23 protein-coding genes are annotated in these 23,493 nt (G+C 62.4%); 5 read left to right on the forward strand and 18 right to left on the reverse strand.

What is annotated here, in order from left to right:
• Positions 1-57 precede the first annotated feature (57 nt).
• The 14 genes from LB536_RS06685 to rpoZ form a co-directional block, all read right to left on the reverse strand.
• On the reverse strand, positions 58-2,826 hold the full coding sequence (locus LB536_RS06685) for a DUF2339 domain-containing protein (RefSeq protein ID WP_224590543.1): 2,769 nt from the start codon (positions 2,824-2,826) through the stop codon (positions 58-60).
• A gap of 82 nt (positions 2,827-2,908) precedes the next feature.
• Positions 2,909-3,427 carry a PaaI family thioesterase gene (locus tag LB536_RS06690; protein WP_224590544.1) on the reverse strand — a complete coding sequence of 173 codons (519 nt, stop codon included), beginning with the start codon at positions 3,425-3,427 and terminating at the stop codon, positions 2,909-2,911.
• Positions 3,424-4,200, reverse strand: coding sequence for a DNA repair protein RecO (gene recO / locus LB536_RS06695; RefSeq protein ID WP_224590545.1), 777 nt, complete (start codon positions 4,198-4,200; stop codon positions 3,424-3,426). The genes LB536_RS06690 and recO overlap by 4 nt, the downstream gene beginning before the upstream one ends.
• Positions 4,201-4,334: 134 nt before the next feature.
• Positions 4,335-5,507: a porin gene (locus LB536_RS06700; RefSeq protein WP_224590546.1), complete on the reverse strand. Its 1,173-nt coding sequence runs from the start codon at positions 5,505-5,507 to the stop codon at positions 4,335-4,337.
• Between the two features lie 512 nt (positions 5,508-6,019).
• Positions 6,020-6,910: an aminoglycoside phosphotransferase family protein gene (locus LB536_RS06705; protein WP_224590547.1), complete on the reverse strand. Its 891-nt coding sequence runs from the start codon at positions 6,908-6,910 to the stop codon at positions 6,020-6,022.
• A 40-nt stretch (positions 6,911-6,950) separates the two neighbouring features.
• Positions 6,951-7,871 (reverse strand): GTPase Era, encoded by a 921-nt coding sequence (gene era, locus LB536_RS06710; RefSeq protein WP_224590548.1) that lies wholly within the window; start codon positions 7,869-7,871, stop codon positions 6,951-6,953.
• A complete protein-coding gene (gene rnc, locus LB536_RS06715; RefSeq protein ID WP_224590549.1) occupies positions 7,868-8,593 on the reverse strand; it encodes a ribonuclease III in 726 nt (241 codons plus the stop codon). Before rnc ends, era begins: the two co-directional genes overlap by 4 nt.
• Positions 8,594-8,597: 4 nt before the next feature.
• Positions 8,598-9,347, reverse strand: coding sequence for a signal peptidase I (gene lepB / locus LB536_RS06720; protein WP_027144187.1), 750 nt, complete (start codon positions 9,345-9,347; stop codon positions 8,598-8,600).
• 78 nt (positions 9,348-9,425) lie between these two features.
• A complete protein-coding gene (gene acpS, locus LB536_RS06725) occupies positions 9,426-9,839 on the reverse strand; it encodes a holo-ACP synthase (protein WP_140810203.1) in 414 nt (137 codons plus the stop codon).
• A complete protein-coding gene (locus LB536_RS06730) occupies positions 9,836-10,435 on the reverse strand; it encodes a DUF2062 domain-containing protein (RefSeq protein ID WP_140810202.1) in 600 nt (199 codons plus the stop codon). Before LB536_RS06730 ends, acpS begins: the two co-directional genes overlap by 4 nt.
• Positions 10,436-10,689: 254 nt before the next feature.
• Entirely contained in the window at positions 10,690-11,070 is a 381-nt protein-coding gene (locus tag LB536_RS06735; RefSeq protein ID WP_224590550.1) for a VOC family protein, read from the reverse strand.
• Positions 11,071-11,083: 13 nt separating this feature from the next.
• Positions 11,084-11,662, reverse strand: coding sequence for an orotate phosphoribosyltransferase (gene pyrE / locus LB536_RS06740; RefSeq protein ID WP_140759252.1), 579 nt, complete (start codon positions 11,660-11,662; stop codon positions 11,084-11,086).
• A 24-nt stretch (positions 11,663-11,686) separates the two neighbouring features.
• Positions 11,687-13,915 carry a RelA/SpoT family protein gene (locus LB536_RS06745; RefSeq protein WP_140759250.1) on the reverse strand — a complete coding sequence of 743 codons (2,229 nt, stop codon included), beginning with the start codon at positions 13,913-13,915 and terminating at the stop codon, positions 11,687-11,689.
• A gap of 229 nt (positions 13,916-14,144) precedes the next feature.
• Entirely contained in the window at positions 14,145-14,546 is a 402-nt protein-coding gene (gene rpoZ / locus LB536_RS06750; protein WP_224590551.1) for a DNA-directed RNA polymerase subunit omega, read from the reverse strand.
• Positions 14,547-14,829: 283 nt separating this feature from the next.
• Here rpoZ and LB536_RS06755 point away from each other — a divergent pair, with 283 nt between their 5' ends.
• Positions 14,830-15,411 carry an NYN domain-containing protein gene (locus LB536_RS06755; RefSeq protein WP_027144193.1) on the forward strand — a complete coding sequence of 194 codons (582 nt, stop codon included), beginning with the start codon at positions 14,830-14,832 and terminating at the stop codon, positions 15,409-15,411.
• A gap of 11 nt (positions 15,412-15,422) precedes the next feature.
• Positions 15,423-16,079, forward strand: coding sequence for a uracil-DNA glycosylase (locus LB536_RS06760; protein ID WP_224590552.1), 657 nt, complete (start codon positions 15,423-15,425; stop codon positions 16,077-16,079).
• A gap of 33 nt (positions 16,080-16,112) precedes the next feature.
• On the opposite strand, the gene LB536_RS06765 is transcribed toward LB536_RS06760, so the two are convergent.
• Positions 16,113-16,586, reverse strand: a complete 474-nt coding sequence (locus LB536_RS06765; RefSeq protein WP_140759246.1) for an Lrp/AsnC family transcriptional regulator — start codon at positions 16,584-16,586, stop codon at positions 16,113-16,115.
• Between the two features lie 146 nt (positions 16,587-16,732).
• Here LB536_RS06765 and LB536_RS06770 point away from each other — a divergent pair, with 146 nt between their 5' ends.
• Entirely contained in the window at positions 16,733-17,656 is a 924-nt protein-coding gene (locus tag LB536_RS06770; protein ID WP_224590553.1) for a DMT family transporter, read from the forward strand.
• A 63-nt stretch (positions 17,657-17,719) separates the two neighbouring features.
• Here LB536_RS06770 and LB536_RS06775 read toward each other — a convergent pair whose 3' ends face one another.
• From LB536_RS06775 to dapA, 3 genes are all read right to left on the reverse strand, one after another.
• The gene (locus LB536_RS06775; protein WP_224590554.1) at positions 17,720-18,430 is read right to left on the reverse strand and encodes a GH25 family lysozyme; all 711 of its coding nucleotides are present in this window, start codon (positions 18,428-18,430) and stop codon (positions 17,720-17,722) included.
• Positions 18,431-18,505: 75 nt separating this feature from the next.
• Positions 18,506-18,985, reverse strand: coding sequence for an SsrA-binding protein SmpB (smpB, locus tag LB536_RS06780; RefSeq protein WP_027144197.1), 480 nt, complete (start codon positions 18,983-18,985; stop codon positions 18,506-18,508).
• Positions 18,986-19,232: 247 nt separating this feature from the next.
• Positions 19,233-20,114: a 4-hydroxy-tetrahydrodipicolinate synthase gene (gene dapA, locus LB536_RS06785; RefSeq protein WP_224590631.1), complete on the reverse strand. Its 882-nt coding sequence runs from the start codon at positions 20,112-20,114 to the stop codon at positions 19,233-19,235.
• A gap of 290 nt (positions 20,115-20,404) precedes the next feature.
• Here dapA and LB536_RS06790 point away from each other — a divergent pair, with 290 nt between their 5' ends.
• Together LB536_RS06790 and LB536_RS06795 are read left to right on the forward strand one after the other, a co-directional pair.
• Positions 20,405-22,435, forward strand: coding sequence for a lytic transglycosylase domain-containing protein (locus tag LB536_RS06790; RefSeq protein WP_224590555.1), 2,031 nt, complete (start codon positions 20,405-20,407; stop codon positions 22,433-22,435).
• Between the two features lie 100 nt (positions 22,436-22,535).
• Positions 22,536-23,435, forward strand: coding sequence for an alpha/beta fold hydrolase (locus LB536_RS06795; RefSeq protein ID WP_224590556.1), 900 nt, complete (start codon positions 22,536-22,538; stop codon positions 23,433-23,435).
• Positions 23,436-23,493: the final 58 nt, after the last annotated feature.

Genomic DNA, 23,493 nt, shown 5'->3' on the forward strand with positions numbered 1-23,493 from the left:
CCGGCGGGTGCCGGTTTATTCCCGACCCGACAAAGAAAACCAATGATTCGCAGGCGACTATCCCTTTTCCTTCGCCGCCCGCGTCAAGAGCCGCTGGTAAAACAGACCAATGCCGATCAGCACCGCGCCCAGACCGATGAAGGACAGCGCCCTGAGCACACCCTCCAGTTCCGACATGTCGAAGAGGAAGACTTTCAGGACGGCAACCGCGATCAGCCCGGCCGAAGCAATGCGCAGCACCTGCGATTTCAGCCAGACGCCAGCCGTGAGCAGTACCACGCCGATCACCAGCCAGAGTGCCGAATAGGTGTAGGTCTCCAACTGGCCAAGGCCGCTCCACAAGCCGATGAACTCGCCCTTGAACAGACGCCTCACCGAGAGCGTGGCATAGCCGAAGGCAAGCAGCGCCGCCACCAGCGCCAGCATGGCCGAATACCATTTCGGCCGCTTGCCCCTGCTATAGAGCGCCAGGCCGCCGGCGGCGGCGGCCGGCAGGAGATAGGCCAGGAACAAAAGATTGAAGACCGGAATCCGACCGGTCGATTCGTCGGTGAACAACGGATTGAGCACCAGGAAATGCTGGACGGCGACGAAGGCGACCGAGACCACGCCCACCGCCATCGAACCATAGCGCAGCACCGAGCTTGGCGAGCGCCTGTCGATGGCGATCAGGATGGCGCCGGCACCGATGGCGATCAGCGTGTAGATCGCCTGCTCGGCGAGCGTTGGCGCATCGCTGTTGATGACGCCGCCGTGCATGGCGTGGCGCACCAGCATGGCGAGCGTCAGCAGCGCAAACAGTGCCGCCGCGGCTTCCATGGCGAGGCGCGGTCGGCCATCGGTGGTGCGGGCGAGTTGCCAGGCCGCGAAGCCGAAGCCGAGCGCCGGCACACCATAGCCCGGCAGCAACCAGTTGAAGACCGGTGTTGTCGACAGGAACCCGGCCCCCACGATCGTCGGGTCGAAGGCGACGCGGCCAAGCACCGCGATGACGGCGGCGACTGAAATCCAGCCGAGCACAGGATAAGAGCGCCAGCGCGTGGCGAGCGCCGGCACGATTGCCGCTGCACCGAGCAGGATGGTGGTCCAGCCGGAATCAAAAGCCATATGCAGCATCAGGAGACCCGCGACTGCCGCGCCGGCCAAAACAAACGACACTGCCACGCCGCCCTTGAGCGGCGGTTCCTCAGCCCGCGCGATCCACTCGCCACCGGCGGCGAAAACCACGACCAGCAGGGCCGCGACGGCGGCGTATGCAAAGTCACGGTCGAGATTGCCGAAGGTGAGCCAGAGCGCCAGCAGGATGACCAGAGGCACGATGACGCCCCATGCGGCCCACGAGGCTGCTCGGATCTGCGCCGAGGCGGCGAACGTTCGCGCGGCCCAGAGACCGGCGGCAATGAAGACAAGGCCGAGGCCAATGCCGAGGCGCAAGCTCAGCGCGTTAGCAGTGACCAAAGGCACCCCATCAACACCCAAAGCGCCGCTCGAAAAATCGGAACCGATAGAGGTCGGCGGGATGATGCCGAGATAGATCACCACCGTCGCCAGTCCGGCGGCATAAAGCAGTGGCAGCGCCAGCGGGCGGTAGAGCGCCACTGCTACCATCGCCATCAGCAGCACCGCGCCCGGCAAGGCGTCATCGGCAGCTGCGAAGACCGGGTCAACCGAGAGGCCCAGCGCCGAGAAGGCGACGAACAGTCCAGGCACGATGGACGGCCAGTCAAAGATTCTTGCTGGTCCGGTCTCGCCGCCACGACTGCTCAGCCAGACAAAAGCCAGCACGGCCAGCGTCACAGTGTCGATGAACAGGATGGTGGACAGGTTCGCGCCCGGTGCGTCGGTCATGTAAAGGATGGTCCAGATGCCGGTGCCGAAAAAGGCGGCCGCCATCAGCGCTTTCCAGTCGCGCATGCGGGCGATGACGCCGGTGGCGGCGAGCACGATGGCGAGATAGCCGAACAACGCCCAGGGATTGGGCGCTTGCGAAGCGATCAGCACCGGCGTCACCATGGCGCCGACGAGACCGATGCCAGCCAGCGCCTGGCCGTGGACGAGAGCGGCGGCGATGGTCGCAATGCCGATCGCACCGAGCAGCGTGAAGGCAAGCGCCGGGCCGATGAAGCCGTAAACGCCATGGGCGGCATAGACGGTGCCGAACAGGATGAAGGCGCCGGCCGCGGTCAGGATCGCCGGAATATAGGCGCCGGCAACACCTTGCACCGGCACCTTGAAGCCGGTGCGGCGGATGAACTCGCCGCCGGCGACCAGCACCAACCCGAGCACGGCCGCCATGGTGAGCCGCACGCCGGGGCCGAAAATGCCGGCCTCGATGGTGTAGCGGATCAGGAACAAGCCGCCCAGAGCCAGCGCAATGCCGCCGACCCAGACCGCCCAACGCGTGCCGAGCGCGGTTTCGACGTCGGACTGGCCAGCGGCTTTGGCGGCCGCGGCCGGTGCGGCCTCTGGCGTCTTCGGTGTTGCCTCGGGTGTGCTCCAAGGACCGGGCACTCTCTCCGTAGCCGGGATTTCCGCCTCCGTGGCCTGTACCAGCGCGGGCTCGCTGATTGCTGCTGGGGCGATATCGGCCGCGGGCACGGCTGCCGGAGCCGTGTCGGCCTTGCCCTCGGCTGCCGGAGCCGTGTCGGCCTTGCCCTCGGCCGCTTCCTGTTCCGATGGCCTGGCCGCGGGCGGCACCGCGCCCGAAAGCACGAGACTGCGCAGCGCGCCAAGTTCGCGCTCGATCAGGCCGATGCGGCTCTGCTGGCGCGAAATGATGACGAACAAGGCGATGATGGCGACAAGGCCGATCAGGCTTTCAAACATGGCGGTTCCCCCAAACCAGGCCAGTTTTCACTGACGTTTCGTCTCACTGACACTCAAATACGGCGGCCAGACGGCTGAAAACTCAACGTGCCGCCAGATTGGCGGCTGGAAATATCGAACATGTCTCGGTGCCGAAAGCCAGCAGTTTGCCGCCGGCGTCCTTCAGCGTTGCTTCCGAAACGGCAAGCGTGCGGCCCTTGTGGACCACCTTGCCTTCGCAGACGACCTCGCCGGTCCTGGGCGTGATCGGCCGCGTGAGGTTCACCTTGAACTCCGCCGTCGTGTAGCCCTCGCCCTTGTCGAGCAACGTCTGCACGGCGCAAGCCAAGGCCGAATCGAGCAGCGTCGCCGCCCAGCCGCCATGAACGCCACCCAGCGGGTTGAGGTGGCGTTCGTTCGGTACGCCGCGAAATACGGCGCGACCTTCCGATACTTCGGTCAACGCGAAGCTGAGATGGAAGGAGATCGGCGGTGCCGGATATTTGCCGTCGATGATTCGCTGAAGCAATTCGAGGCCGGTGTATTTCAGGATGTCGGCATGAGGAATGGTGCCAAGGCCGAGCGGCGAGACCCGGCCCGGATAGAGTTCGACTTCGCTCATCTGATGATTTCTCTGGCCGCGTTCTCTCCGGCGATGGGCTTGTGCGCTGCGTGGTGCTTGCGCAGCGCTGCAAGAAAGCCGGCGCGCGCGTCGGGCTGATCGATGCCGCGCGGCTCGTAGACATGGCGAGCGAAGAAGAAACCGGTCAAGCGGAAGGCGTCCGCGATCGCCGCCTGATTCGCACGCATGCCGGAGCCGCGCTCCAGAAATGCGGGCAATACCAGCATCTTGTCGTGCCATGGCGCCCCGGCTTCACGCGACACCGCGCGTCCCGATTTCGGCGAGACATAGGCAAGATCCTGTTTGGTGCCGGTGGCGGCGCATTGACTGAGATCGAGGCCAAAGCCGAGTTCATCGAGGATCAGAAGCTCGAAACGCGCCACCAACTCGCCGGCGGCGTCGGCATCGTCCAGGTGGACGATCATCACCGAAAGCGCCTCGTAGAGGCCGCCATGGGCATCACGCTCGGGCAGCAGGCGCAGGTGCGCCGCCATCGTCTGAAGACCGTAGACGGCGATGGCACTGTCCATCAGCCGGGCGGCATTCATTTCGATCGCTTCGGCCTGGAAGGTACCCAGATGCTCGTCGAGGCGCGCACGCCACAAGAGATCGACGCGATTGCCGGGCTGGAGAACGGGCTGCTGCTTGCGGGAGCGGCCGCCGCGCACGAGGCCAAGATGCCGGCCATGGGCACGTGTCATCACCTCGAGAATGGCGCTGGTTTCGCCATGCTTGCGGGTGCCGAGAATGATTCCCTCGTCGCGCCATTCCATATCAGGAGCTTTTCACCGATCGGGTGGCGAAATCAAGATGAGGCCTAGGTGCCTGGCAAAACAGCACCTTACCGGCAAACAAAAAACCGCCCGCAGCAATACGCTGCGGGCGGCTGGTGAGGTCGGTCTATGCCTTAGAACGAGCGCTGGAAGCGGAGAATGCCGCCGACGCTGCTCTTCTTGTTGGCCTTGGTCCAGTTGTTGAAGTCGACGTCGTCGAATTTGCCTGCATTGAGGTAATCGACTTCCGCCGTGACCACAAAGCCGGGCACAACGGTATAGGCGATGTTGGCGGCGATGCCGAGGTTCTTCCAATCGTCATAGGAGACCTGGGCGTTGAACGAAGTCTTGGCGTTGAACTTGTAGGTACCGCCGCCCCAGACTGCCCAGTTGCCGCCCCACTGCTTGTAGAAGCCGCGGCCTTTGGCGTTGACGAAGTTGGTTGTGTCCGTGAGGTTGTTATCCGAACCGTAACCGCCCATGACGAACAGCGACAGTTCCTTGGTGACGTTGACGTCCAGACGAACCTTGCCAGCGACTTCTTCATAGTTGCTGTCATAAGCAACGACGCCGGTGAGCGCACCCCAGTCGGCCTTGTACTTCAAGCCGCCGACGACATGGGGGACGTAGCTGTCGATGGTGCCGGTTTTGCCAGCGCCTTCTTCGAGCGAGACCAGCCCGGAGAAGCCGTTGCCCGCGTCGAAGTAGTATTGAACGACGTTGCTCTCCTGCCCACCATACGGAACCAGCGTATCCTGGATGACGTTGCCGGCGTAGCCGATGAACGTATCGAAAGCCGTGTCGTCCTTGCCGACGCGCAGACCGCCGAGTTGGATATACGCGAAGCGCAGCGAAAGCGACTTGTTACGGCCCTGCCAGTCGTCCCTGCTCGTATTAGAGTCTCGTTGATCAAGGTAGTCCCCGCTGCTGTTGCCGTAGTTGAAGCGGGTCTCGGTGTAGGTCTTCAAGGTACCGAGTTCGGTTTCCTGACCGGTCCAGGTCTTCAGCGTGAAGCGGGTGTTCTTGTAGTATGTCGAATGAGCGCTGCCGTCCTGACGATCCGGGACGTGGTTGACACCATCGAGCGAGCCGGCATCGCCGACGCCGATATCATAGCGGACATAGCCGCCGATGCGCAGGCAGGTCTCGGTGCCTGGGATATAGAAGTAGCCGGCGCCGTAGACGTCGCAGATCTTGACGTATTCGGCCGGTTCCGGTTCGGCGACGACAACCGCGTCCGCGGCGCGCGCGCCGGATACCGCGATCAGGGCCGCGGCTGAGCCGAGAAGGAGGCTCTTGATGTTCATTTTCTGACCTCTCCAGTCAAGTTAATAAGATGGCTTCTGAATTGTGGCTGGCGGATATGTTTTCCCGCCTCACCCCCACAATGAAAAAGGCTCGCACCGCGTCCCCTTTTCGCGGCGAACATACCCACCAATCTTCCGCCTTCAATGACAATTCCGCAAATATGCCGGATTCACGCCACAGATTAAATCAGTGTTGCACAAATAACACTAAACCTGTCGGGCTGATTTCCAAATTGGCACAAACGGCACGTCGTCATCATTGTGTAATAATTTCATATACCTTTTATGATAAGATTTACTCTACCATATTATTCTATTGCTTTTCAAATCAGTCGCGTGCATCGTCTAACAAATATCAATAAGATACTTTTTAAAACATCGTATTCTCAAGTCAAAGCTGGTCAACTTCTCGTGCACTCAGCCGACGATAGAGGGCCATGCGAAAGGCTGCCGGCGACAGCGGCTTTTTTCATCCATCATCGCCGTCCGATGACCGGGCCAGGTATTTCGCCTCACGCCTGACGTTCGCGATCGATCAGCACCGCATCTATCACTCGCCACGATTCTTCGATCTCGGCCGGGGCGACGTCTATATGGCCGGCGGCTGTGATGAGTGCCTTCCACAGCACCCAGCCACGCCCGCGCGCCCAGGTCGCTTCATCTGCCGCGATGCAGGCGCGAAACGTGTCCCGGCTTTCGCCTTCGAACAGCGTCCAGGCAATTGCCAGATCGCAGGATGGATCACCGACACCGGAGGTGCCGAAATCGATCACGGCGCGCAACCTGCCGTTTTCGACCAGGAGGTTCCCCCGGCTGACATCGCCATGGAACCAGACGGGCGGACTTTCCCAGGCCGCGGCAAGGGCTGCCTCCCAGACGGCGGTGGCGGCGCCGGCATCGATGCGGTTGCCGAGTGCCGAGATCGCTTGCCTTGTCTCGCCGTCATAGACCGTCAGCGGTCCGCCGCGAAAGAAATTGTGCTGCCCAGGCGCTGGCCCATCGGTCGCGTCCACGTGTTTCAACGCAACCAGGAACCGAGCCAGCTCCGTCGCGAATTCCGACAGATCCGCGATACGTTCCCGTTTCGCGGTCTCGCCCTCGATCCAGCCATAGACGGACCAATGCCAGGGATAGGCTTCGGCCGGGACGCCCATCGCCAGCGGCACGGGGATGGGCAGCGGCAATAGCGGCGCCAACCTCGGCAGCCAGCGGTGTTCCTTTTCCACTTGCAGGGCGTAGGCGGCGGCGCTCGGCAACCGCACGGTCATCTCGTCGCCGAGATGAAAGGTCCTGTTGTCCCAGCCGCCAAAATCGACCGGCCTGACAGGAAGATGCCGCCAATGCGAGAATTGCAAGGCAATCAGCCGGCGCACCAAGGCGGCATCGATCGCTACCTCGAGCATGATCCTTCCCGAAAACGGCGCTCACTTCTCGGGATCATACCTAATGCGGAAACTCCAGCCCCATCTCGCGGTAGCGCTCGGGGTCATCGCCCCAGTTCTCGCGTACTTTCACGAACAGGAACAGGTGCACCTTCTGCTCCAATATGCCTGAAATTTCCATCCGCGCGGCCTGCCCGATGGCGCGGATGGTCTCGCCCTTGTGGCCGAGCACGATCTTTTTCTGGCTGTCGCGCTCGACAAAGATGGTCTGGTCGATGTGCACCGAGCCATCCGGTTTCTCTTCCCATTTCTCGGTCTCGATATGCGAGGAATAGGGAAGCTCCTGATGCAACCGGAGATAAAGCTTCTCGCGGGTGATCTCGGCCGCCAGCTGGCGCATCGGCAAGTCCGAGATCTGGTCTTCCGGATAGTACCACGGGCCGACCGGCAGCGCTTGAGCCAGATAATCGAGCAGGTCCTTGCAGCCGGAGCCGGTCAACGCCGAGACCATGAAGGTGCGTTGGAACGGCACTTTCTCGTTCGCCGCCGCGGACAGAGCCAGCAACGCTTCCGGCTTGACGCGGTCGACCTTGTTGAGGATCAGAGCCATCGGCTGGCGCACATCCTTCAGCCGTTCGAGGATGGCATCGGCGTCGCCCCTGATGCCGCGTTCGGCGTCGATCAGCAGCAAAACGATATCGGCGTCCTTGGCCCCACCCCAGGCGGTGGTCACCATTGCCGTGTCCAGCCGCCGCTTGGGCTTGAAGATGCCCGGTGTGTCGACAAAGACGATCTGCGCGTTGTCATGGGTGGCGATGCCGCGCACGATGGCGCGCGTCGTCTGCACCTTATGGGTGACGATCGAGACCTTGGCGCCGACCAGTTGGTTGACCAGCGTCGACTTGCCGGCATTGGGCGCGCCGATCAGCGCGACGAAGCCGGAATGCGTGACAGGAGCCGCTGCGGTGTCTTCGGCGGTCATGCCGCATTCCCTTCATGAACCCAGACGCCCTCGCGAAGCAGAAGGGCAGCAGCGGCGGCCTGTTCGGCCTCGCGCTTGGAGCGGCCGCTGCCGGTCGCCGGCTGAAACGCGCCGACCTTGACGGTGACGGTAAACAGCGGATCGTGATCGGGGCCTTCCCGGCCGTCGATCTGATAGGCTGGAACAGCACTCGCCGCCTGATGCGCCCATTCCTGCAATTCGGTCTTGGCGTCGCGGCGCGCGGCACCCGATGCCAGCGAACGCGGCTGCCAGTATTTGTGGATGAACGCGCGGGCTGCTTCCAAGCCACCGTCGAGATAAAGCACTGCGATCAGCGATTCCAATGCGTCGGCGCGCAGGTTGACGCGCTTGCGTCCATCGAGCCCGCGCACGTCCGACCCGGCACGGATCAGGTCCGGCAGCCCGATATGCTCGGCGATATCAGACAGCGCCTCGGCATTGACCAACGCATTGAGCCGCAGCGACAACTCCCCTTCCGCGGCATTGGGAAAGGCAGCCAGCAGCATATCGGCGACCACAAGGCCAAGAACCCGGTCGCCGAGAAACTCGAACCGCTCATAATCGGCGCCGGCATTGGCGCCCCGCGCACTGGCATGGGTAAGCGCTCGCTGCAGCCGCTGGCGGTCGGCAAAGGCATGACCCGTGCGTTGCGCAAGCGCTTCGGCGAGCGCATCGGCGGTCAACCTTTTTGGTGCCGCCATGACCCTAGTTGACGAAATGGAACAGGCGCGAAGCGCGCATCAGCGACGGCCATTTCCAGATTTCGAGCGGGCTTGCCTTGCCGGCGATCGAGAAGAAGACAAGGTTGGCGCGACCGACAAGGTTCTCGGCCGGAACATAGCCGACGGTGAAGCGGCTGTCGGCGGAATTGTCCCTGTTGTCGCCCATCATGAAATAGTGGCCGGGGGGCACGTCGAATTCGCGCGTGTTGTCGCCGATCGAGTTCGGCGACAGGTCGAGCGTATCATAGCTGACGCCATCGGGCAGCGTCTCGCGATAGACATCGATCGGATAATCCTTTTCCGTGATGTCGGGATTGTCGATCTGGCCGGTCTTGACGCGGGGCACGCCGACGCCATTGATGAAGACTTGGCCATCCTTCATCTGGATCTTGTCGCCGGGCAGGCCAATGACGCGCTTGATGTAGTCGACGGACGGATCCGGCGGGAACTTGAACACCACCACGTCGCCACGCTTGGGCTCGGAGCCCCAGATGCGGCCCGAGAAAATGTCCGGTCCAAAAGGCAGCGAATAGCGTGAATAGCCGTAGGACCATTTGGTGACGAACAGATAGTCGCCTTCCAAAAGCGTCGGCCGCATCGAGCCCGACGGGATCGAGAACGGCTGGAACAGCAGCGTGCGAATGACCAGGGCGAGCAAAAGCGCCTGCACGATGACGCTGACGGTTTCGCCAAGCCCGCCGGATTTCTTCTGGGATTTTTCAGCCACGCTCATGTCGTCCTCGATTGTGCGTTGGATGGTATAGAGTCTCGGCGCGCGCTGGGCAACGTCAATGCCGGTCGTCAGATGCAATCAATGTGGCGCTTCTTCGACCGGTAACGCTTCTATGATCACAAAGGCTTGAGCGAGCGGGAAATCATCCGTGATGGTGAGGTGAATCGCTGCCCGATGACCTCGAGGCAGGATCTTCTCCAGCCGCGCCAGCGCTCCGCCGGTCAGCGCCATCGTCGGCGCACCGCTGGGCAGGTTGACGACACCCATGTCGCGCCAGAAGACCCCCTGCGCCAGACCGGTGCCCAATGCCTTGGCGCAAGCCTCCTTGGCGGCAAAGCGCTTGGCGTAGGAAGCCGCGCGGGCGCGCCGGTTCTCCGAACGCGCCTGCTCCACCTCGGTGTAGATCCTCTGGATGAAGCGCTGGCCGTGACGCTCAAGCGATTTCTCGATGCGTGTGATGTCGATCAGGTCGCTGCCGATGCCGATGATCATTGGGTGGCTGAACCGACGCTTCCGCCGGGATGAGGCGAATGCTCATGGCGTCTCGCGCGCTCGGCCAGCCGCTTGCGCCTCTGTTCGCGGAAGACATTCATGCCCCAGCGCGTGACGCCGTAGAACACCAGGCCGAACCCCAGCCCGAGCGGCACGGCGCCGATCAACATCGGCTCCAGGACTGGATGCCATAGTTTGGCGAAGGAAAGCGTGTGCATCATCTCGCCCAGATGCGCCGGCGGGCCGTGCGACGGAAAGCGATCGTGCAGGATGAGCTTGCCGGTTTCCCAGGATGCGCCCCACAAGAGCGGAAAGGTCAGCGGATTGCCGAAAAACACGGCCCCTAGAGCCGCGGCCACCAGATTGCCGGCGATCACCCAACACAGAACGGCGGCAATGATGAAGTGGAAACCGACGGGGAAGAACGAAGCAAAAACACCTGCCGCGACGCCCGCCGCCACCGCATGCGGGGTGGCCTTCAGCCGCAGAATGCGCTTGGAGAAATATTGAAGCGAGCGCGAAAACGAACGGCGCGGCCACAGATAGGTGCGCACCCGCTCGAAAAGACCATCAGGTTTGCGGCGACGAAAAAGCACTCTCTTCCTATTCCCGACAATTCACAGCTTACACGCCCGCTGTTTCCAGCCGGGCTTCGACCACCATATCTTGCGCTTTACGGTCGCCAGAAGGCAATCGCGACTTTGATATAGCCATCCGCAACCTCCACAACAACCGAGGTCCACCTGCACAGCGGCCATAATTTTTGGTAAGGTTCGTTTCTCCACACCGGACAATCGCGGCGAATTTGAGAAGTGGTTTCGGCTAATTGTCGCAGCCAAATAATCGATATCTACCGCAGGTACTGGCTGACTTCGACAAGGTTGCCATCCGGGTCTCGGAAATAGACCGACATCATCGGCCCCTGCGCGCCGATGCGGTCGACCGGCCCGAGTTCCAGCGTCACGTGATTGGCTTCGAGGCCGGCAAGGAATTCATCGAGCGGCCGGTCGGTGATCAGGCAGAAGTCACTGGATCCTGGCGTCGGCGACTTCGCCTTCGGCTCGAAGGTGCGGCTGATCTCGTGGACATTGATCTTCTGATTGCCGAAGGCGAGTGCCGTCGGCCGGCCCGGCGTATCGACGCGTTCAAAACCCAGCACGCGTTGATAAAAGGCGCAGGTCGCCTCGAGCGACGCCACCGTCAGCACGAAATGATCGATGCCGACGATCAATGCGACCTCCTCGTCAGATGTTACGGCTGCCGGGCTTGACGGCCGGAATGGCGGCAAGCTCCGGCGGCAACCTGTCCGGCGGGTAGGCTGGAACCTCATATTCGGCAAGCGCGATCAGCGGCACGCCGACATGGGTCTTGCCGGCCGAACGGTCGATGATGCAGGCGGCTGCGACCACCTCCGCGCCAAGGTCGCGCAGGCAATCGATGGTTTCGCGGATCGACAATCCGGTGGTGACGATGTCCTCGACGATGACGACGCGGGCGCCTCGGTCGATCTCGAAGCGCCGCAAGCGGAACTCGCCCCCTTCCCGCTCCACCCAGATCGCCGGCACGCCAAGGTGGCGCGAGGTTTCGTAGGCCGGGATCAGCCCGCCGATCGCCGGCCCGACGACATAGTCGATCTTGCCTGGCACCGCGGCGCGGATCTTCTGCGCCAGCGCCTTGCACAGCCGCTCGGTCTTGTCGGCATGCATGAACACCCGTGCCTTCTGCAGGAAGATTGGACTGCGCAGGCCCGACGTCAGGATGAAATGCCCCTCCAGAACAGCGCCAGCCTCACGGAATATGCCCAGCACTTCGTCGGTGTTCATCTCGTCCCCCATGGTCGGCTATCGCTAGCCATTGACGCGCCGCGCATCGCTGACGCTCGAATTGTCCTTGAGCTGCGACAGCAGCCGGTTGAGATGCTTCAGGTCCCATACTTCGAGATCGATAAGCATTTCGGTGAAATCGGGCGCGGTGCGCACCATCGACAGCGTATGGATGTTGGCGTCGTTGGAGGCAACGACCTGGGCGATATCGGCAAGCGAGCCCGGCGCGTTGATGGCGGTGACCGAGACCCGCGCGGGAAACCGTTCCTTGGTGCGTTCGTCGATGTCCCAACGCACGTCGATCCAGCGCTCCGGCTGGTCGTCGAAAGCCTGCAGCGCCGGCGACTGGATCGGATAGATAGTGATGCCTGTACCCGGCTGGACGATGCCGACGATACGGTCGCCAGGCACGGCCCCTTCCGGCGCGAAGCGCACCGGCAGGTCGCCGCGCACGCCGCGGATCGGCACGGCGCCGGCGCCTGGCTGGTCCTTGTCCTTGCGCGCGGCCCGGCCCGGAATCTGGAACAGCATGCCGGCGGCGTTGCGGATCTTCGACCAGCCCTCCTCGCGCTGCTTGGGAGCCGCAGGGGTGACGCGCTCGTCCTTGTAGTCGGGGAAGACCGCCTTCATGACATCGGTGGAAGCCAGTTCGCCACGACCGACGGAGGCCAGTACATCCTCGATGTCCTTGCGCGCCAACCGGTGTAGGACGGGCTTCAGGCTTTCCTTGGTGAAGGTCTTGCCGGCTCGTTCGAAGGCACGCTCCAGGATACGCGCGCCAAGGCCGGAATACTGCTTGCGGATCGCATTCTTGGTGGCGCGGCGGATGGCGGCGCGCGCCTTGCCGGTGACGACAACCGATTCCCACGCCGCTGGCGGCACCTGCGCCTTGGAGCGGATGATCTCGACCTCGTCGCCATTCTTCAGTTCCGTCATCAGCGGCATGATGCGGCCATTGACCTTGGCGCCGACGCAGGTGTCGCCGACATCGGTGTGGACGGCATAGGCGAAATCGATCGGCGTGGCGCCGCGCGGCAGGGCAATCAGCATGCCCTTCGGCGTGAAGCAGAACACCTGGTCCTGGAACAGCTCCAGCTTGGTGTTCTCGAGGAAATCTTCCGGGTTGTCGCCTTCGGCCAGCTGCTCGATGGTGCGCCGCAGCCAGGCATAGGCATTGGTCTCCTTCGAGATCGCGTGCACGGCTCCATTCGTCTTGCCGCCAGTGTCCTTGTAGATCGAATGGGCGGCGACACCGTATTCGGCGATCTTGTTCATCTCGCGGGTGCGGATCTGCAGCTCGACGCGCTGGCGCGAAGGGCCGACGATGGTGGTGTGGATCGAACGGTAGTCGTTCTGTTTCGGCGTAGAGATGTAATCCTTGAAACGGCCGGGCACCATCGACCATGTGGTGTGGATTGCACCCAGCGCGCGATAGCAGTCCTCGACACTGTCGACGACGACGCGGAAGCCGAAAATGTCGGACAATTGCTCGAAGGACAGCGCCTTGGCCTCCATCTTGCGGAACACCGACCACGGCTTCTTCTGGCGGCTCTTCACACCGGCCTTGATGGCGTGTTTCTCGAACAGGCCCGAAAGAGCCTTCTCGATCTCGGACAACACATCCTTATTGCGCTCGAAGATTTCGGCGAGCCGAGCGGTAACGGCGCGATGGGCTTCCGGATTGATGAAGCGGAAGGCGATCTCCTCCAGTTCCTCGCGCATGCCCTGCATGCCCATGCGCCCGGCCAGCGGCGCGTAGATGTCCATCGTCTCCTCGGCGATGCGCAGGCGTTTGGCCTCCGGCATATGGTCGAGGGTGCGCATGTTGTGCAGCCGGTCGGCGAGCTTGACCAGGAGCACGCGGACATCTTCCGAGATCGCGAGCAGAAGCTTGCGCAGGTTTTCCGCCTGCTCCGCCTTCTTCGACACGAGATCGAGCTTCTTCAGCTTGGTCAGCCCTTCGACCAGCTTGCCCATTTCGGGTCCGAACAGCTCATCGATCTCGGCCCTGGTCGCCGTGGTGTCCTCGATGGTGTCATGCAGCAGGGCGACGGCGATCGTCGCCTCATCCATATGCATTTCGGTAAGGATGGCGGCAACTTCGAGCGGATGCGAGAAATAGGGATCGCCGGAAGCGCGCTTCTGGTGGCCATGCTTCTGCATGGCGTAGACATAGGCCTTGTTGAGCAATGCCTCGTTGACGTCAGGCTTGTAGCGCTGGACGCGCTCGACAAGCTCATACTGACGCATCATGGGCGGAATCTCTCGGCGATGAAATGAATCATGCGCCGCACTACCGTACGGCGCATGTCATAGATAGCCACGAAACCGCCGGGACGGAAGTGCCGGAAGATTGTTCCAGCCAATTCCAAAGGGCTTTTCAGAATTCGCTCAGCCGGGTCGGATAGCGTAGTTTTCGAGAGGCACCGGAAGCGCAGAAAACTGCGCTAGGCGACCGGCTGAATAGAACCATCAAAAGCTCTTAGTAGTCGTCGCTCTTTTCCGGGGGAACCAGGCCCTCGATGCCGGCCAACAGGTCTTCCTCGGTCATGCGATCGAAGGTGATGTTGTCCTCGGCGTCGTCGGTGTCGGCGGCGGCAACGGCAGCGCCAGTCTGGTCGGCGATCACTTCGCCATCGGCTTCGGGCTCGTCGACCTCGACATGCTTCTGCAACGAATGGATCAGATCTTCCTTGAGGTCGTCGGGCGACAGCGTCTCGTCGGCAATCTCGCGCAGCGCGATGACCGGGTTCTTGTCGTTGTCGCGCGGCACGGTGATCTGCGCGCCCTGGCTGATCTGACGGGCGCGGTGGCCGGCCAGAAGCACCAGCTCGAAGCGGTTGTCGACCTTGTCGATGCAATCTTCAACGGTTACGCGGGCCATGGATTGCCCCTTTCATGCCTGGATGTAATGGAAAACAGGCGCGGTCCATAACCCGAACGGCGCCAAAATACAAGCATCATGGCAATGCGGGCCCACAGGGCAGTCCGCGTCCACGGTTCGGCGCCACGATCACAATTGCTTGCAGTGCGCCACCTGCCCTTGGATTGCCACCAAACTGGCGTTATCTCAGTTGGTTCAAGGTCAGCCGGTTTATTATGAGCTGACCGCCAGTCGCTACCGCATTTCGTTTAGACGGCCGTTTATTTCGAAAAGGACTATTTCCATGTTCGATCCCCGCGAAAAAATCGCCCTGTTCATCGACGGAGCCAATCTCTACGCCACCTCGCGCGCGCTCGGGTTCGACATCGACTATCGCAAGCTTTTGGCGAGCTTCCACAAGCGTGGTTACCTGCTGCGCGCCTACTATTACACCGCGCTGGTCGAGGACCAGGAATACTCCTCGATCCGGCCGCTGATCGACTGGCTCGACTATAACGGCTTCAAGGTGGTGACCAAGCCGGCCAAGGAATTCACTGACTCGACCGGCCGCCGCAAGATCAAGGGCAATATGGACATCGAGCTGACCGTCGATGCGCTGGAACTCGCTGACGTCGTCGACCACTATGTCATATTCTCCGGAGACGGCGATTTCCGCACGCTGGTCGAGGCGCTGCAACGGCGTGGCCGCAAGGTGTCGATCGTCTCGACCATGGCCTCGCAGCCGCCGATGATCTCGGATGACCTGCGCCGCCAGGCCGACCATTTCATCGACCTCGCGACACTGAAGAACGAAGTCGGCCGCGATCCCTCCGAGCGGCCCGTACGGCGGCCCGAACCGGCTGAAGTCGACGAGGACGACTACTGAGGCCGGTCGACTTGACCGCCCTCTCCGCTTCCGAACCCAGCCGCGACTGCCCACTCTGCCCGCGGTTGCATGACTTCATCGCCGAATGGCGGCAGCGCGAGCCGTCCTGGTTCAACGCGCCGGTGCCGACCTTCCTGCCACCGGGCGGCGAAGATACCGTCCGGCTTCTGATCGTCGGCCTGGCGCCCGGCCTGCGCGGGGCCAACCGCACCGGGCGCCCGTTCACCGGCGACTATGCCGGCGACCTGCTCTATTCGACACTGATTGCCCACGGTTTTGCACGCGGCGAATTCAAGGCTCGGCCCGATGACGGGCTGGAGCTCGTCGGCACGGCGATCACCAATGCGGTGCGCTGCGTGCCGCCGGAGAACAAGCCGGTGGGTGCCGAGATCGCCACCTGCCGGACATTCCTGGTGCCGACGATCGCTCGCTTTCCCAACCTGCGCGCCGTGCTGGCGCTGGGATCGATCGCACACCAGTCGACGGTGCGGGCACTGGGCGAGCGCGTCGCCACCTATCCGTTCAAACATGGCGGGCAAGTGCCGGCCGGCGGCATTACGCTGTTTTCGAGCTATCATTGCTCGCGCTACAACACCAATACCGGTGTGTTGACCGAAGACATGTTCGTCAGGGTGTTCAGCGAGATCGCGGCATTCCTGAAGAATTGAGGTATCGGACACCGTACGGTCTCCGATGCCTGCTCACACTGGCAGCAGGGCATCCGGTTTCACGTCGCCGATGGACGCATAGGTATGTGTTTCCTTCACTCCCGGCAGCGGCAGGATGACGCGTTTGAGAAAGTCCTGATAGTCGGCCATCTCGGCAATGCGCGCCTTCACGAGATAGTCGAAGCCGCCGACGACCATGTGGCATTCCAGAACCTCGGGCGCCTTTGCGACCGCCTCGGCGAAGCGGTCAAAGATATGCGGGGCCGTGTGATCGAGCCGCACCTCGATGAAGACAAGCATGCCGCGGCCAATCTTTGCCGGATTGAGCACCGCCCTGATGGCGGTGATGAAGCCGTCGCGAAACAGGCGCTTCACGCGCTGGCTGGCGCCGGTCGGCGACAGGCCGACCCGCGTTGCCAGATCGAGCGTCGTGCGGCGTCCGTCTTCCTGCAGCAGCCGCAGAAGAGTACGGTCGACGGCGTCCAGGTCGCCTGATTCAGGATTCACGTTCAAGCCACCTCATTTGCGTGAATTACACTTCAGATCGCGAAAACCAGAGTATTTTGTCGCAGCCATTTCGGCAATAGGCTGCGCTTCATCGCAGAGCCGGAGCTGTCTCCGCCTGGCGACATGAATATGGCGGCAGAACTGACATGGCGGACGGACGAGACACGGGAAACACAAGACCGGCGGTGATCGCCGGTCTCGTCATGATCGCCATCTATGCCGCGCAGTTCGTGGCCGCCCGCTTCAGCCTCAGGGAGCATCTGACGGCCACCGACATGGCCGCCTTGCGCTTTGCCGGTGCCGGCGCGGTGTTCCTGCCGATCGTTTGGAGGCGCGGCCTGGCGACCATGACGGCGCTGGGCTGGCGGCGTGGATCGACATTGGCGGCGCTGGCCGGATTGCCCTATCCGCTGATCATCAACTGGGGCTTGACCCATGCTCCCGCCGCCCATGCCGCGGCGCTCTGCCCCGCGTCGATCGTCTTCTTCTCGTTCCTGTTGTCGCTGTTCAGGGAAAGCGCGTCGCGCCGGCGGATCATTGGCGTCGTCACGATCATCGCCGGCTTGTTGCTGTTCATAGCGCCGGCGCGCACCGGTGCCAATAATGTCCTGTTCGGGGATCTGCTGTTTATCGGATCGGGTGCGATGTTTTCCGCCTATGCGGCTCTTGTGCAGCGATGGCGCGTCGAACCGGTCACGGCGACCGCGAGCGTCGTGCTTTTGTCCTGCCTGCCGCTGCCACTTCTCTACCTCTTTGCACCAAGCGGCCTTCATGCGGCCGCAGGCGCCGAGATCGTCAGCCAGATCGTCATTCAAGGTTTTCTCGCGGGCGCTGCGGCAATGTTCCTCTACACTTACATTGTCGACCGATTGGGCTCGCAGGTGGCATCGCTATTCCTGCCGGGTGTGCCGATCGCCACCGTGATCGTCGGTATGGTCGTGCTTGGCGAGACCCCGCTGGCGATCCAATGCGTGGCCATCGCCATAATGGCCGCCGGGATGGGTTATTCGGCGATGGGTCGACGCATCACCAGGGAAAATCTGGCTGTCCCGACATCAGCTGGATCGTGAATGGTTCAGCAGCATGGCAAAGGCTTTTGAAGAAACGGACCGACATCGGATCGGGGCTGTTCATCAAGGTTTGGAGGCAAGCAGCGCCGCCAGCTTCTCCGGCCCGCCCTGCAAGACGTTCAGGTCGACATCTCCCTCGATGCCGTCCACGCGCCCCCGATTGTGGTACTGCCAGTAGATCCAGTCACGGCGGTCCGGCTCCTTGAGCAGTGAGCGCAGCCAGAGTGGGCGAGCGGCGATTTGCCCGGCATAGGCCGCCTCGGCTTCATCCGTCAGATAGACGATCGCCGGCTTGCCGAACGCCGCCTCGACGGGTCCGAGGAAAGCCTCGAGTTCGGCGTTTAGTTGCTCGGGTGACGGGCGCTGCGGACAGTTGCCGCCGAACTCGATGTCGACGACCGGCGGCAGCAATGGCTGATCGTGCGGCACCACCGAGATAAAATTCCTGGCCTGGTCGGCGCCCGGCCGGCAGAAGGTGAAGAAATGATAGGCGCCGACGGCGAGCCCGGCGGCGCGGGCCTCGCGCAGATTGCCGGCGAAAGCATCGTCGACATGGTCGCCGCCTTCAGTCGCCTTGATGACGGCGAAAGCCACATCATCGGCGGCAACACGGCGCCAGTCGATCTTGCCCTGATGATGGGAGACGTCGATGCCCCGGACCGGATATCTGCCGCGGTCGGGGGAGTAGGTGTGGAAATAGACCACGGCGCCCACCACAACGACACACGCCAGGGTAAGACTGGCCAAGCCCCGGAGAACAATCCGCTTCTTCAAGACCATCCCCCTGTTGGACTTGCCGATTGTTCGACCTTGAAGCCCGACTGTTGGCTCTATCGGGCTGTCACCTGATCACCCGCGTTCCTTGAGCAGCCGGCCCTTTTCGCGCGACCAGTCGCGTTGCTTCTCGGTCTCGCGCTTGTCGTGCAGTTTCTTGCCACGGCCAACGGCAAGCAGCAGCTTGGCGCGTCCTTGGTCGTTGAAATAGATTTTCAGCGGCACCAGCGTCATGCCTTCGCGGTCGACGCTCTGCGACAGTTTTGCCATCTCGCGCTTGTTGAGCAGCAGTTTGCGGCGCCGGCGCGGCTCGTGGTTGAAGCGATTGGCCTGCAGGTATTCCGGCAGATAGGAATTGATCAGCCAGATCTCGCCGCCTTCGACCGAGGCATAGCTGTCCTGGATGTTGGCCTGGCCCTGGCGCAGCGATTTCACCTCGGTGCCAGTCAGCACCAAGCCGGTCTCGATCGTATCGAGCACCTCATAGGAAAACCGCGCCTTGCGGTTTTCCGCAACGGTCTTGTTGTTGGGATCGGCTTTTCTGACTTGGTTCATAACGTCCGGAATCCGTTTCGAAACTCGCTCCTGCGAGTCAGATGATGGTGCTACTAGAGCGCCGCGCGTTTTTTAACGCGCAAAGGACGCTCTAGAAATCCGACTTTGCGCATGGTCCTTTCCGAAAGCGAAGTGCTTTCGGGGCCATGCGCGGAACCGGAGCGGAGCGTACATATAGTACGCGAGCACCGGAAGCGCAGGTGGCGCCTTGAGATGGCCGCAGGAGTAGAGGTTCCAAACGGGCTCGTTAATTAATCAAGCCGGCGTGCTTCATGGCCGCATCGATCTTTTCGGCCGTGGACTGCTCGACGGTGACCAGCGGCGAGCGCAGCACGTTCTCGACCTTGCCCAGCTTCGACAGCGCGTATTTGGCGCCGGACACGCCGGGCTCGATGAAGATCGCCTTGTGCAGCGGCAGCAGGCGATCCTGCAGTTCCAGCGCCTTGGCGCTGTCGCCGGAGAGCGTAGCTTCCTGGAATTCGGCGCACAGCCGCGGCGCGACGTTCGAGGTCACCGAAATGCAGCCGACGCCGCCATGCGCGTTGAAGCCGAGCGCGGAGGCATCCTCGCCGGAAAGCTGGATGAAATCCTTGCCGCAGGTCATGCGCTGCTCGGACACGCGCTCGACCTTGCCTGTCGCGTCCTTGACGCCGACGATGTTCTTGAAGTCGTGCGCCAGCCGGCCCATCGTTTCCGGCATCATGTCGATCACCGAGCGCGGCGGGATGTTGTAGATGATGATCGGCAACTTGGTCGCCCTGGCGACGGCGGCGAAATGCTCGTACAGGCCGCGCTGCGTCGGCTTGTTGTAGTAGGGCGTGACGACCAGGGCTGCATCGGCACCGGCCTTCTCGGCATATTGCACAAGCCCAACAGCTTCCTCGGTATTGTTGGAACCGGCACCGGCAACCACGGGGGCGCGACCCTTGGCCACCTCGATGCAGACCTTGACGACATGGCGATGCTCGTCATGCGACAGCGTCGGCGACTCGCCGGTGGTGCCTACCGGGACGAGGCCCGTGGTGCCTTCGCCAAGCTGCCATTCGATGAACGCGCGAAAGGCTTTCTCGTCGAAACGCCCGCTCTTTTCGAACGGTGTCACGAGCGCGGTAAGCGAGCCTCTCAGCATGTCGTCCAACTCCTTGGGACTTCTTGGTTCATGCATGTCGTGGCCCCAAACCGGTATCCACTTTTGGGCGACATGCATCGGTGTTTTGTCGTGCGCGCCTTCTAACCGAAAGCGAAGCCGCGCACCATAGTCTCGACATTGTTGCGCGGCAAGCATTGCCATGGTGCCAGCAAACGTAATTCGAACGGCCTCGATAACCCTTTGTTTACGAGCCCTTCACGACCTAAGTTTAGGCTTCTAGGCTTCTTCGCCTGCTGGTAAAATGCTGGATTAAGGAGAGATACGAGATCATGCCGAGGGGTCGGCCCCATCTGTTCGCGCTTCTTGGCGCCATCGCCGCGCTGGTGCCCGGCGTGGCGATCAGCGGCAGCGTCGATGTGCGGGTCACCTCGGCCATTCCGATGCCTGGTGTAGAGGACAAGGCGCAACCGGCGCCCTCACCCGGCGTCACGCTCTTGAAAAGCGGTCTGGATGCGCTGGCGGCCGGCGATATTCCCGGCGCGCGCGGTGTGCGCGACGCGCTGCCCGCACAATCGCTCGACCAGCACATATTGGCCTGGGCGATCGCGCTCTACGGGGGCGACAAGGTGCCGAGCGGCGACATCGCAGCAGCCGCGAAGATGCTGCCCAACTGGCCGGGCACCGTTGCATTGCGCAAGAACAGCGAGCGCGCACTCTATCGCGAGAATCCGGCGGCGGACATCGTCGTCAAGGCATTCGGCGGCAGCCAGCCGCAGACATTCGAAGGCGTGATGGTTCTCGCGCGCGCCTATGTGTCGTCCGGCAACGCCAAGGCGGCGCGATCGGTGCTGTCGCCGTTCTGGCGCACCGCGATCCTGGACGCCAAGGACGAGACGGCTCTGATAAAGGAGTTCGGCAGCCTCGTTCCCGCCGCCGATCACCGTTTTCGCATGGAGCGCATGTTCTATGCCGACCGGGTGAATTCCGCCTTGCGTGTCGCCGGCCTCGCCGGCGCCCAGCCGCTTGCCGACGTCTGGGCGGCGGCTGACAGAGGCGACAAGAACACGGCCAAACTGCTGAAGGCCGTGCCGGCGGCGCAGCGCTCGGCCGGCTATTTCTTCGCGCAGGCCGAATATCTGCGCAAGCAGAAGGATTTCGCGGGCGCCGCGGCTATTGTCATGAAAGCGCCGGCGGACCGTGAATCCCTGGTCGATCCGGATGCCTGGTGGGTCGAACGTCGGGTGCTGTCGCGCGAACTGGTCGACCAGGGCGACATGAAGACCGCCTACAAGATAGTCGCCACGCATGCCGCCGAAAGCGCGGCCAATGCGGCGGAAGCCGAATTCCATGCCGGCTGGTACGCGCTGCGCGGCCTGAACGATCCCAAGCTGGCGGCGACGCATTTCGCGCGCATCGCCGACCTTGCCCAAGGGCCGATGACCCTGTCGCGCGCCTATTACTGGCTCGGCCGCGCGGCGGAAGTCGGCGGCCCCGGCAATGCCAAGGACTATTTTGGACGTGCGGCGACCTACGGCACGACGTTTTACGGCCAGTTGGCCGCAGAACGCGTCGGCCGGCAGGCGCTCAACATCGTCTATCCCCAGCCGAGTGCCGCCGACCGGCAGAACTTTGCCGGCCGCGAGGCCGTCTCCGCCATCAAGCGCCTGCAGGAGGCAGGCTACGACCGTTATGCCGAAACGCTCTACCGCGACCTTGCCGGGCAGTTGACCAGCCCGGGTGAACTGGCGCTGCTCGCTGTCCTTGCCGAAAAGCAGGACAACCATTTCATGGCGCTGAAAATCGGCAAGATCGCCGGGGCGCGCGGCATCGATGTCGGCGCGCTGTCGCATCCGCTCGGCGTCATCCCCGATTCGGCCAATATTTCAGGTTCGGGCAAGGCGCTGGCCTATGCGATCGCCCGCCAGGAAAGCGAATTCAATATCGGCGCCGTATCCAGTGCCGGCGCACGCGGGCTGCTGCAGCTGATGCCGGGAACCGCCAAGCAATTGGCGAAGAAGGCCGGATTGCAGTTTTCGCAGACTAGGCTGACAACCGACGCCGGCTACAATGCAACGCTTGGTTCGGCGTTCCTCGGCGAACAGCTCGATCGCTTCAACGGCTCGTACGTATTGACCTTCGCGGGCTATAATGCCGGCCCGACCCGGGCCAGCCAGTGGGTGGCTAAATACGGTGACCCGCGCGGCAAGGACATCGATGCGGTGGTGGACTGGATCGAGCGGATTCCCTACACGGAAACAAGAAGTTACGTGCAGCGCGTGATGGAGAATTACGAGGTCTACAAGATGCGTATTTCGGGCAAATACGACATCGTCGGCGATCTCGTGAACGGGCGCAGCTGAGGCACTTTTTCCTCCTCCCCTTGTGGATAAGGGAAGAGTGTTTGACGATCTCCACCCTCGCCTGTAGCAGTCGGTCACTTAAACAAGGACTGGCACTCAGATGGCGAGCGACGGCGGATTCTTCGACTTCTTCTATGCCGCGCCAGATGGGCTGAGACTTCATGCGCGCGTCTATGGCGAAGCGAATTCCGCGCATTGGCCGGCCGTCTGTCTGCCCGGCTTGACGCGTAACGCGCGGGATTTTCACGAGCTTGCGTTCCATCTCTCGACGCGATCCGCCCTTGCACGCAAGGTCGTCGCCTTTGACTACCGCGGACGCGGGCAGTCGGCCTACGATCCCGATGTCAGCCACTATAATGTCGGCATCGAAGCCGGCGACGTCGTTGCCGGGCTGGCCGCACTTGGCATCGAACAGGCGGCCTTCATCGGCACCTCGCGCGGCGGACTGATCATCCATGTGCTTGGCGCGATGCAGCCGGCGGTGCTGAAAGCCATCGTGCTCAACGACATCGGGCCAGTGATCGAGCCTGCGGGCCTCGCTCACATCCAGTCCTATCTCGAACGCACGCCAAAGCCCAAAACCCTCGCCGAGGCGATGGATGCCCAGTACAACGTTCATAGCCAGGATTTTCCAGCGCTTGCCGAGAGCGACTGGGAGCGAATGGTGCGCGCGATCTATCGCGAGACGAATCAGGGGCTGCTGCCCGATTTCGATTCGAAGCTGGTCGACACGGTTGCCAATCTCGACCTGTCACAGCCATTGCCGCCTCTTTGGCAGCAGTTCGATGCGTTGGCGACCATTCCACTGCTCGTCATACGCGGTGCCAATTCGAGGCTATTGTCGCCTGAAACGCTGGAGGAAATGCGAAAGCGTCATCTCGGCACCAAGACAATCACCGTTCCGGATCAGGGTCACGCCCCCTTCCTGGAGACCGCCAACCTGCCTACCGACATCGCCCTCTTTCTGGATCGAGCAGAGGCGCGGAAAAACCAGAGATAAGCCCAAGACCAACCGTCGGCCCACTTGGCTTTTGAGTTTTTCCGAGGCGCCTTCGGCG

It is taken from the genome of Mesorhizobium sp. ES1-3 (genome assembly GCF_020164795.1).
In the GTDB taxonomy this organism is placed as follows: Bacteria; Pseudomonadota; Alphaproteobacteria; order Rhizobiales; family Rhizobiaceae; genus Mesorhizobium.

What these genes read in the sequence shown, in the direction of transcription:
- LB536_RS06685 (WP_224590543.1), bottom strand. Translation starts at nt 2,826, where the DNA reads ATGTTTGAAAGCCTGATCGGCCTTGTCGCCATCATCGCCTTGTTCGTC.
- LB536_RS06690 (WP_224590544.1), bottom strand. Translation starts at nt 3,427, where the DNA reads ATGAGCGAAGTCGAACTCTATCCGGGCCGGGTCTCGCCGCTCGGCCTT.
- recO (WP_224590545.1), bottom strand. Translation starts at nt 4,200, where the DNA reads ATGGAATGGCGCGACGAGGGAATCATTCTCGGCACCCGCAAGCATGGC.
- LB536_RS06700 (WP_224590546.1), bottom strand. Translation starts at nt 5,507, where the DNA reads ATGAACATCAAGAGCCTCCTTCTCGGCTCAGCCGCGGCCCTGATCGCG.
- LB536_RS06705 (WP_224590547.1), bottom strand. Translation starts at nt 6,910, where the DNA reads ATGCTCGAGGTAGCGATCGATGCCGCCTTGGTGCGCCGGCTGATTGCC.
- era (WP_224590548.1), bottom strand. Translation starts at nt 7,871, where the DNA reads ATGACCGCCGAAGACACCGCAGCGGCTCCTGTCACGCATTCCGGCTTC.
- rnc (WP_224590549.1), bottom strand. Translation starts at nt 8,593, where the DNA reads ATGGCGGCACCAAAAAGGTTGACCGCCGATGCGCTCGCCGAAGCGCTT.
- lepB (WP_027144187.1), bottom strand. Translation starts at nt 9,347, where the DNA reads ATGAGCGTGGCTGAAAAATCCCAGAAGAAATCCGGCGGGCTTGGCGAA.
- acpS (WP_140810203.1), bottom strand. Translation starts at nt 9,839, where the DNA reads ATGATCATCGGCATCGGCAGCGACCTGATCGACATCACACGCATCGAG.
- pyrE (WP_140759252.1), bottom strand. Translation starts at nt 11,662, where the DNA reads ATGAACACCGACGAAGTGCTGGGCATATTCCGTGAGGCTGGCGCTGTT.
- LB536_RS06745 (WP_140759250.1), bottom strand. Translation starts at nt 13,915, where the DNA reads ATGATGCGTCAGTATGAGCTTGTCGAGCGCGTCCAGCGCTACAAGCCT.
- rpoZ (WP_224590551.1), bottom strand. Translation starts at nt 14,546, where the DNA reads ATGGCCCGCGTAACCGTTGAAGATTGCATCGACAAGGTCGACAACCGC.
- LB536_RS06755 (WP_027144193.1), top strand. Translation starts at nt 14,830, where the DNA reads ATGTTCGATCCCCGCGAAAAAATCGCCCTGTTCATCGACGGAGCCAAT.
- LB536_RS06770 (WP_224590553.1), top strand. Translation starts at nt 16,733, where the DNA reads ATGGCGGACGGACGAGACACGGGAAACACAAGACCGGCGGTGATCGCC.
- smpB (WP_027144197.1), bottom strand. Translation starts at nt 18,985, where the DNA reads ATGAACCAAGTCAGAAAAGCCGATCCCAACAACAAGACCGTTGCGGAA.
- dapA (WP_224590631.1), bottom strand. Translation starts at nt 20,114, where the DNA reads ATGCTGAGAGGCTCGCTTACCGCGCTCGTGACACCGTTCGAAAAGAGC.
- LB536_RS06790 (WP_224590555.1), top strand. Translation starts at nt 20,405, where the DNA reads ATGCCGAGGGGTCGGCCCCATCTGTTCGCGCTTCTTGGCGCCATCGCC.
- LB536_RS06795 (WP_224590556.1), top strand. Translation starts at nt 22,536, where the DNA reads ATGGCGAGCGACGGCGGATTCTTCGACTTCTTCTATGCCGCGCCAGAT.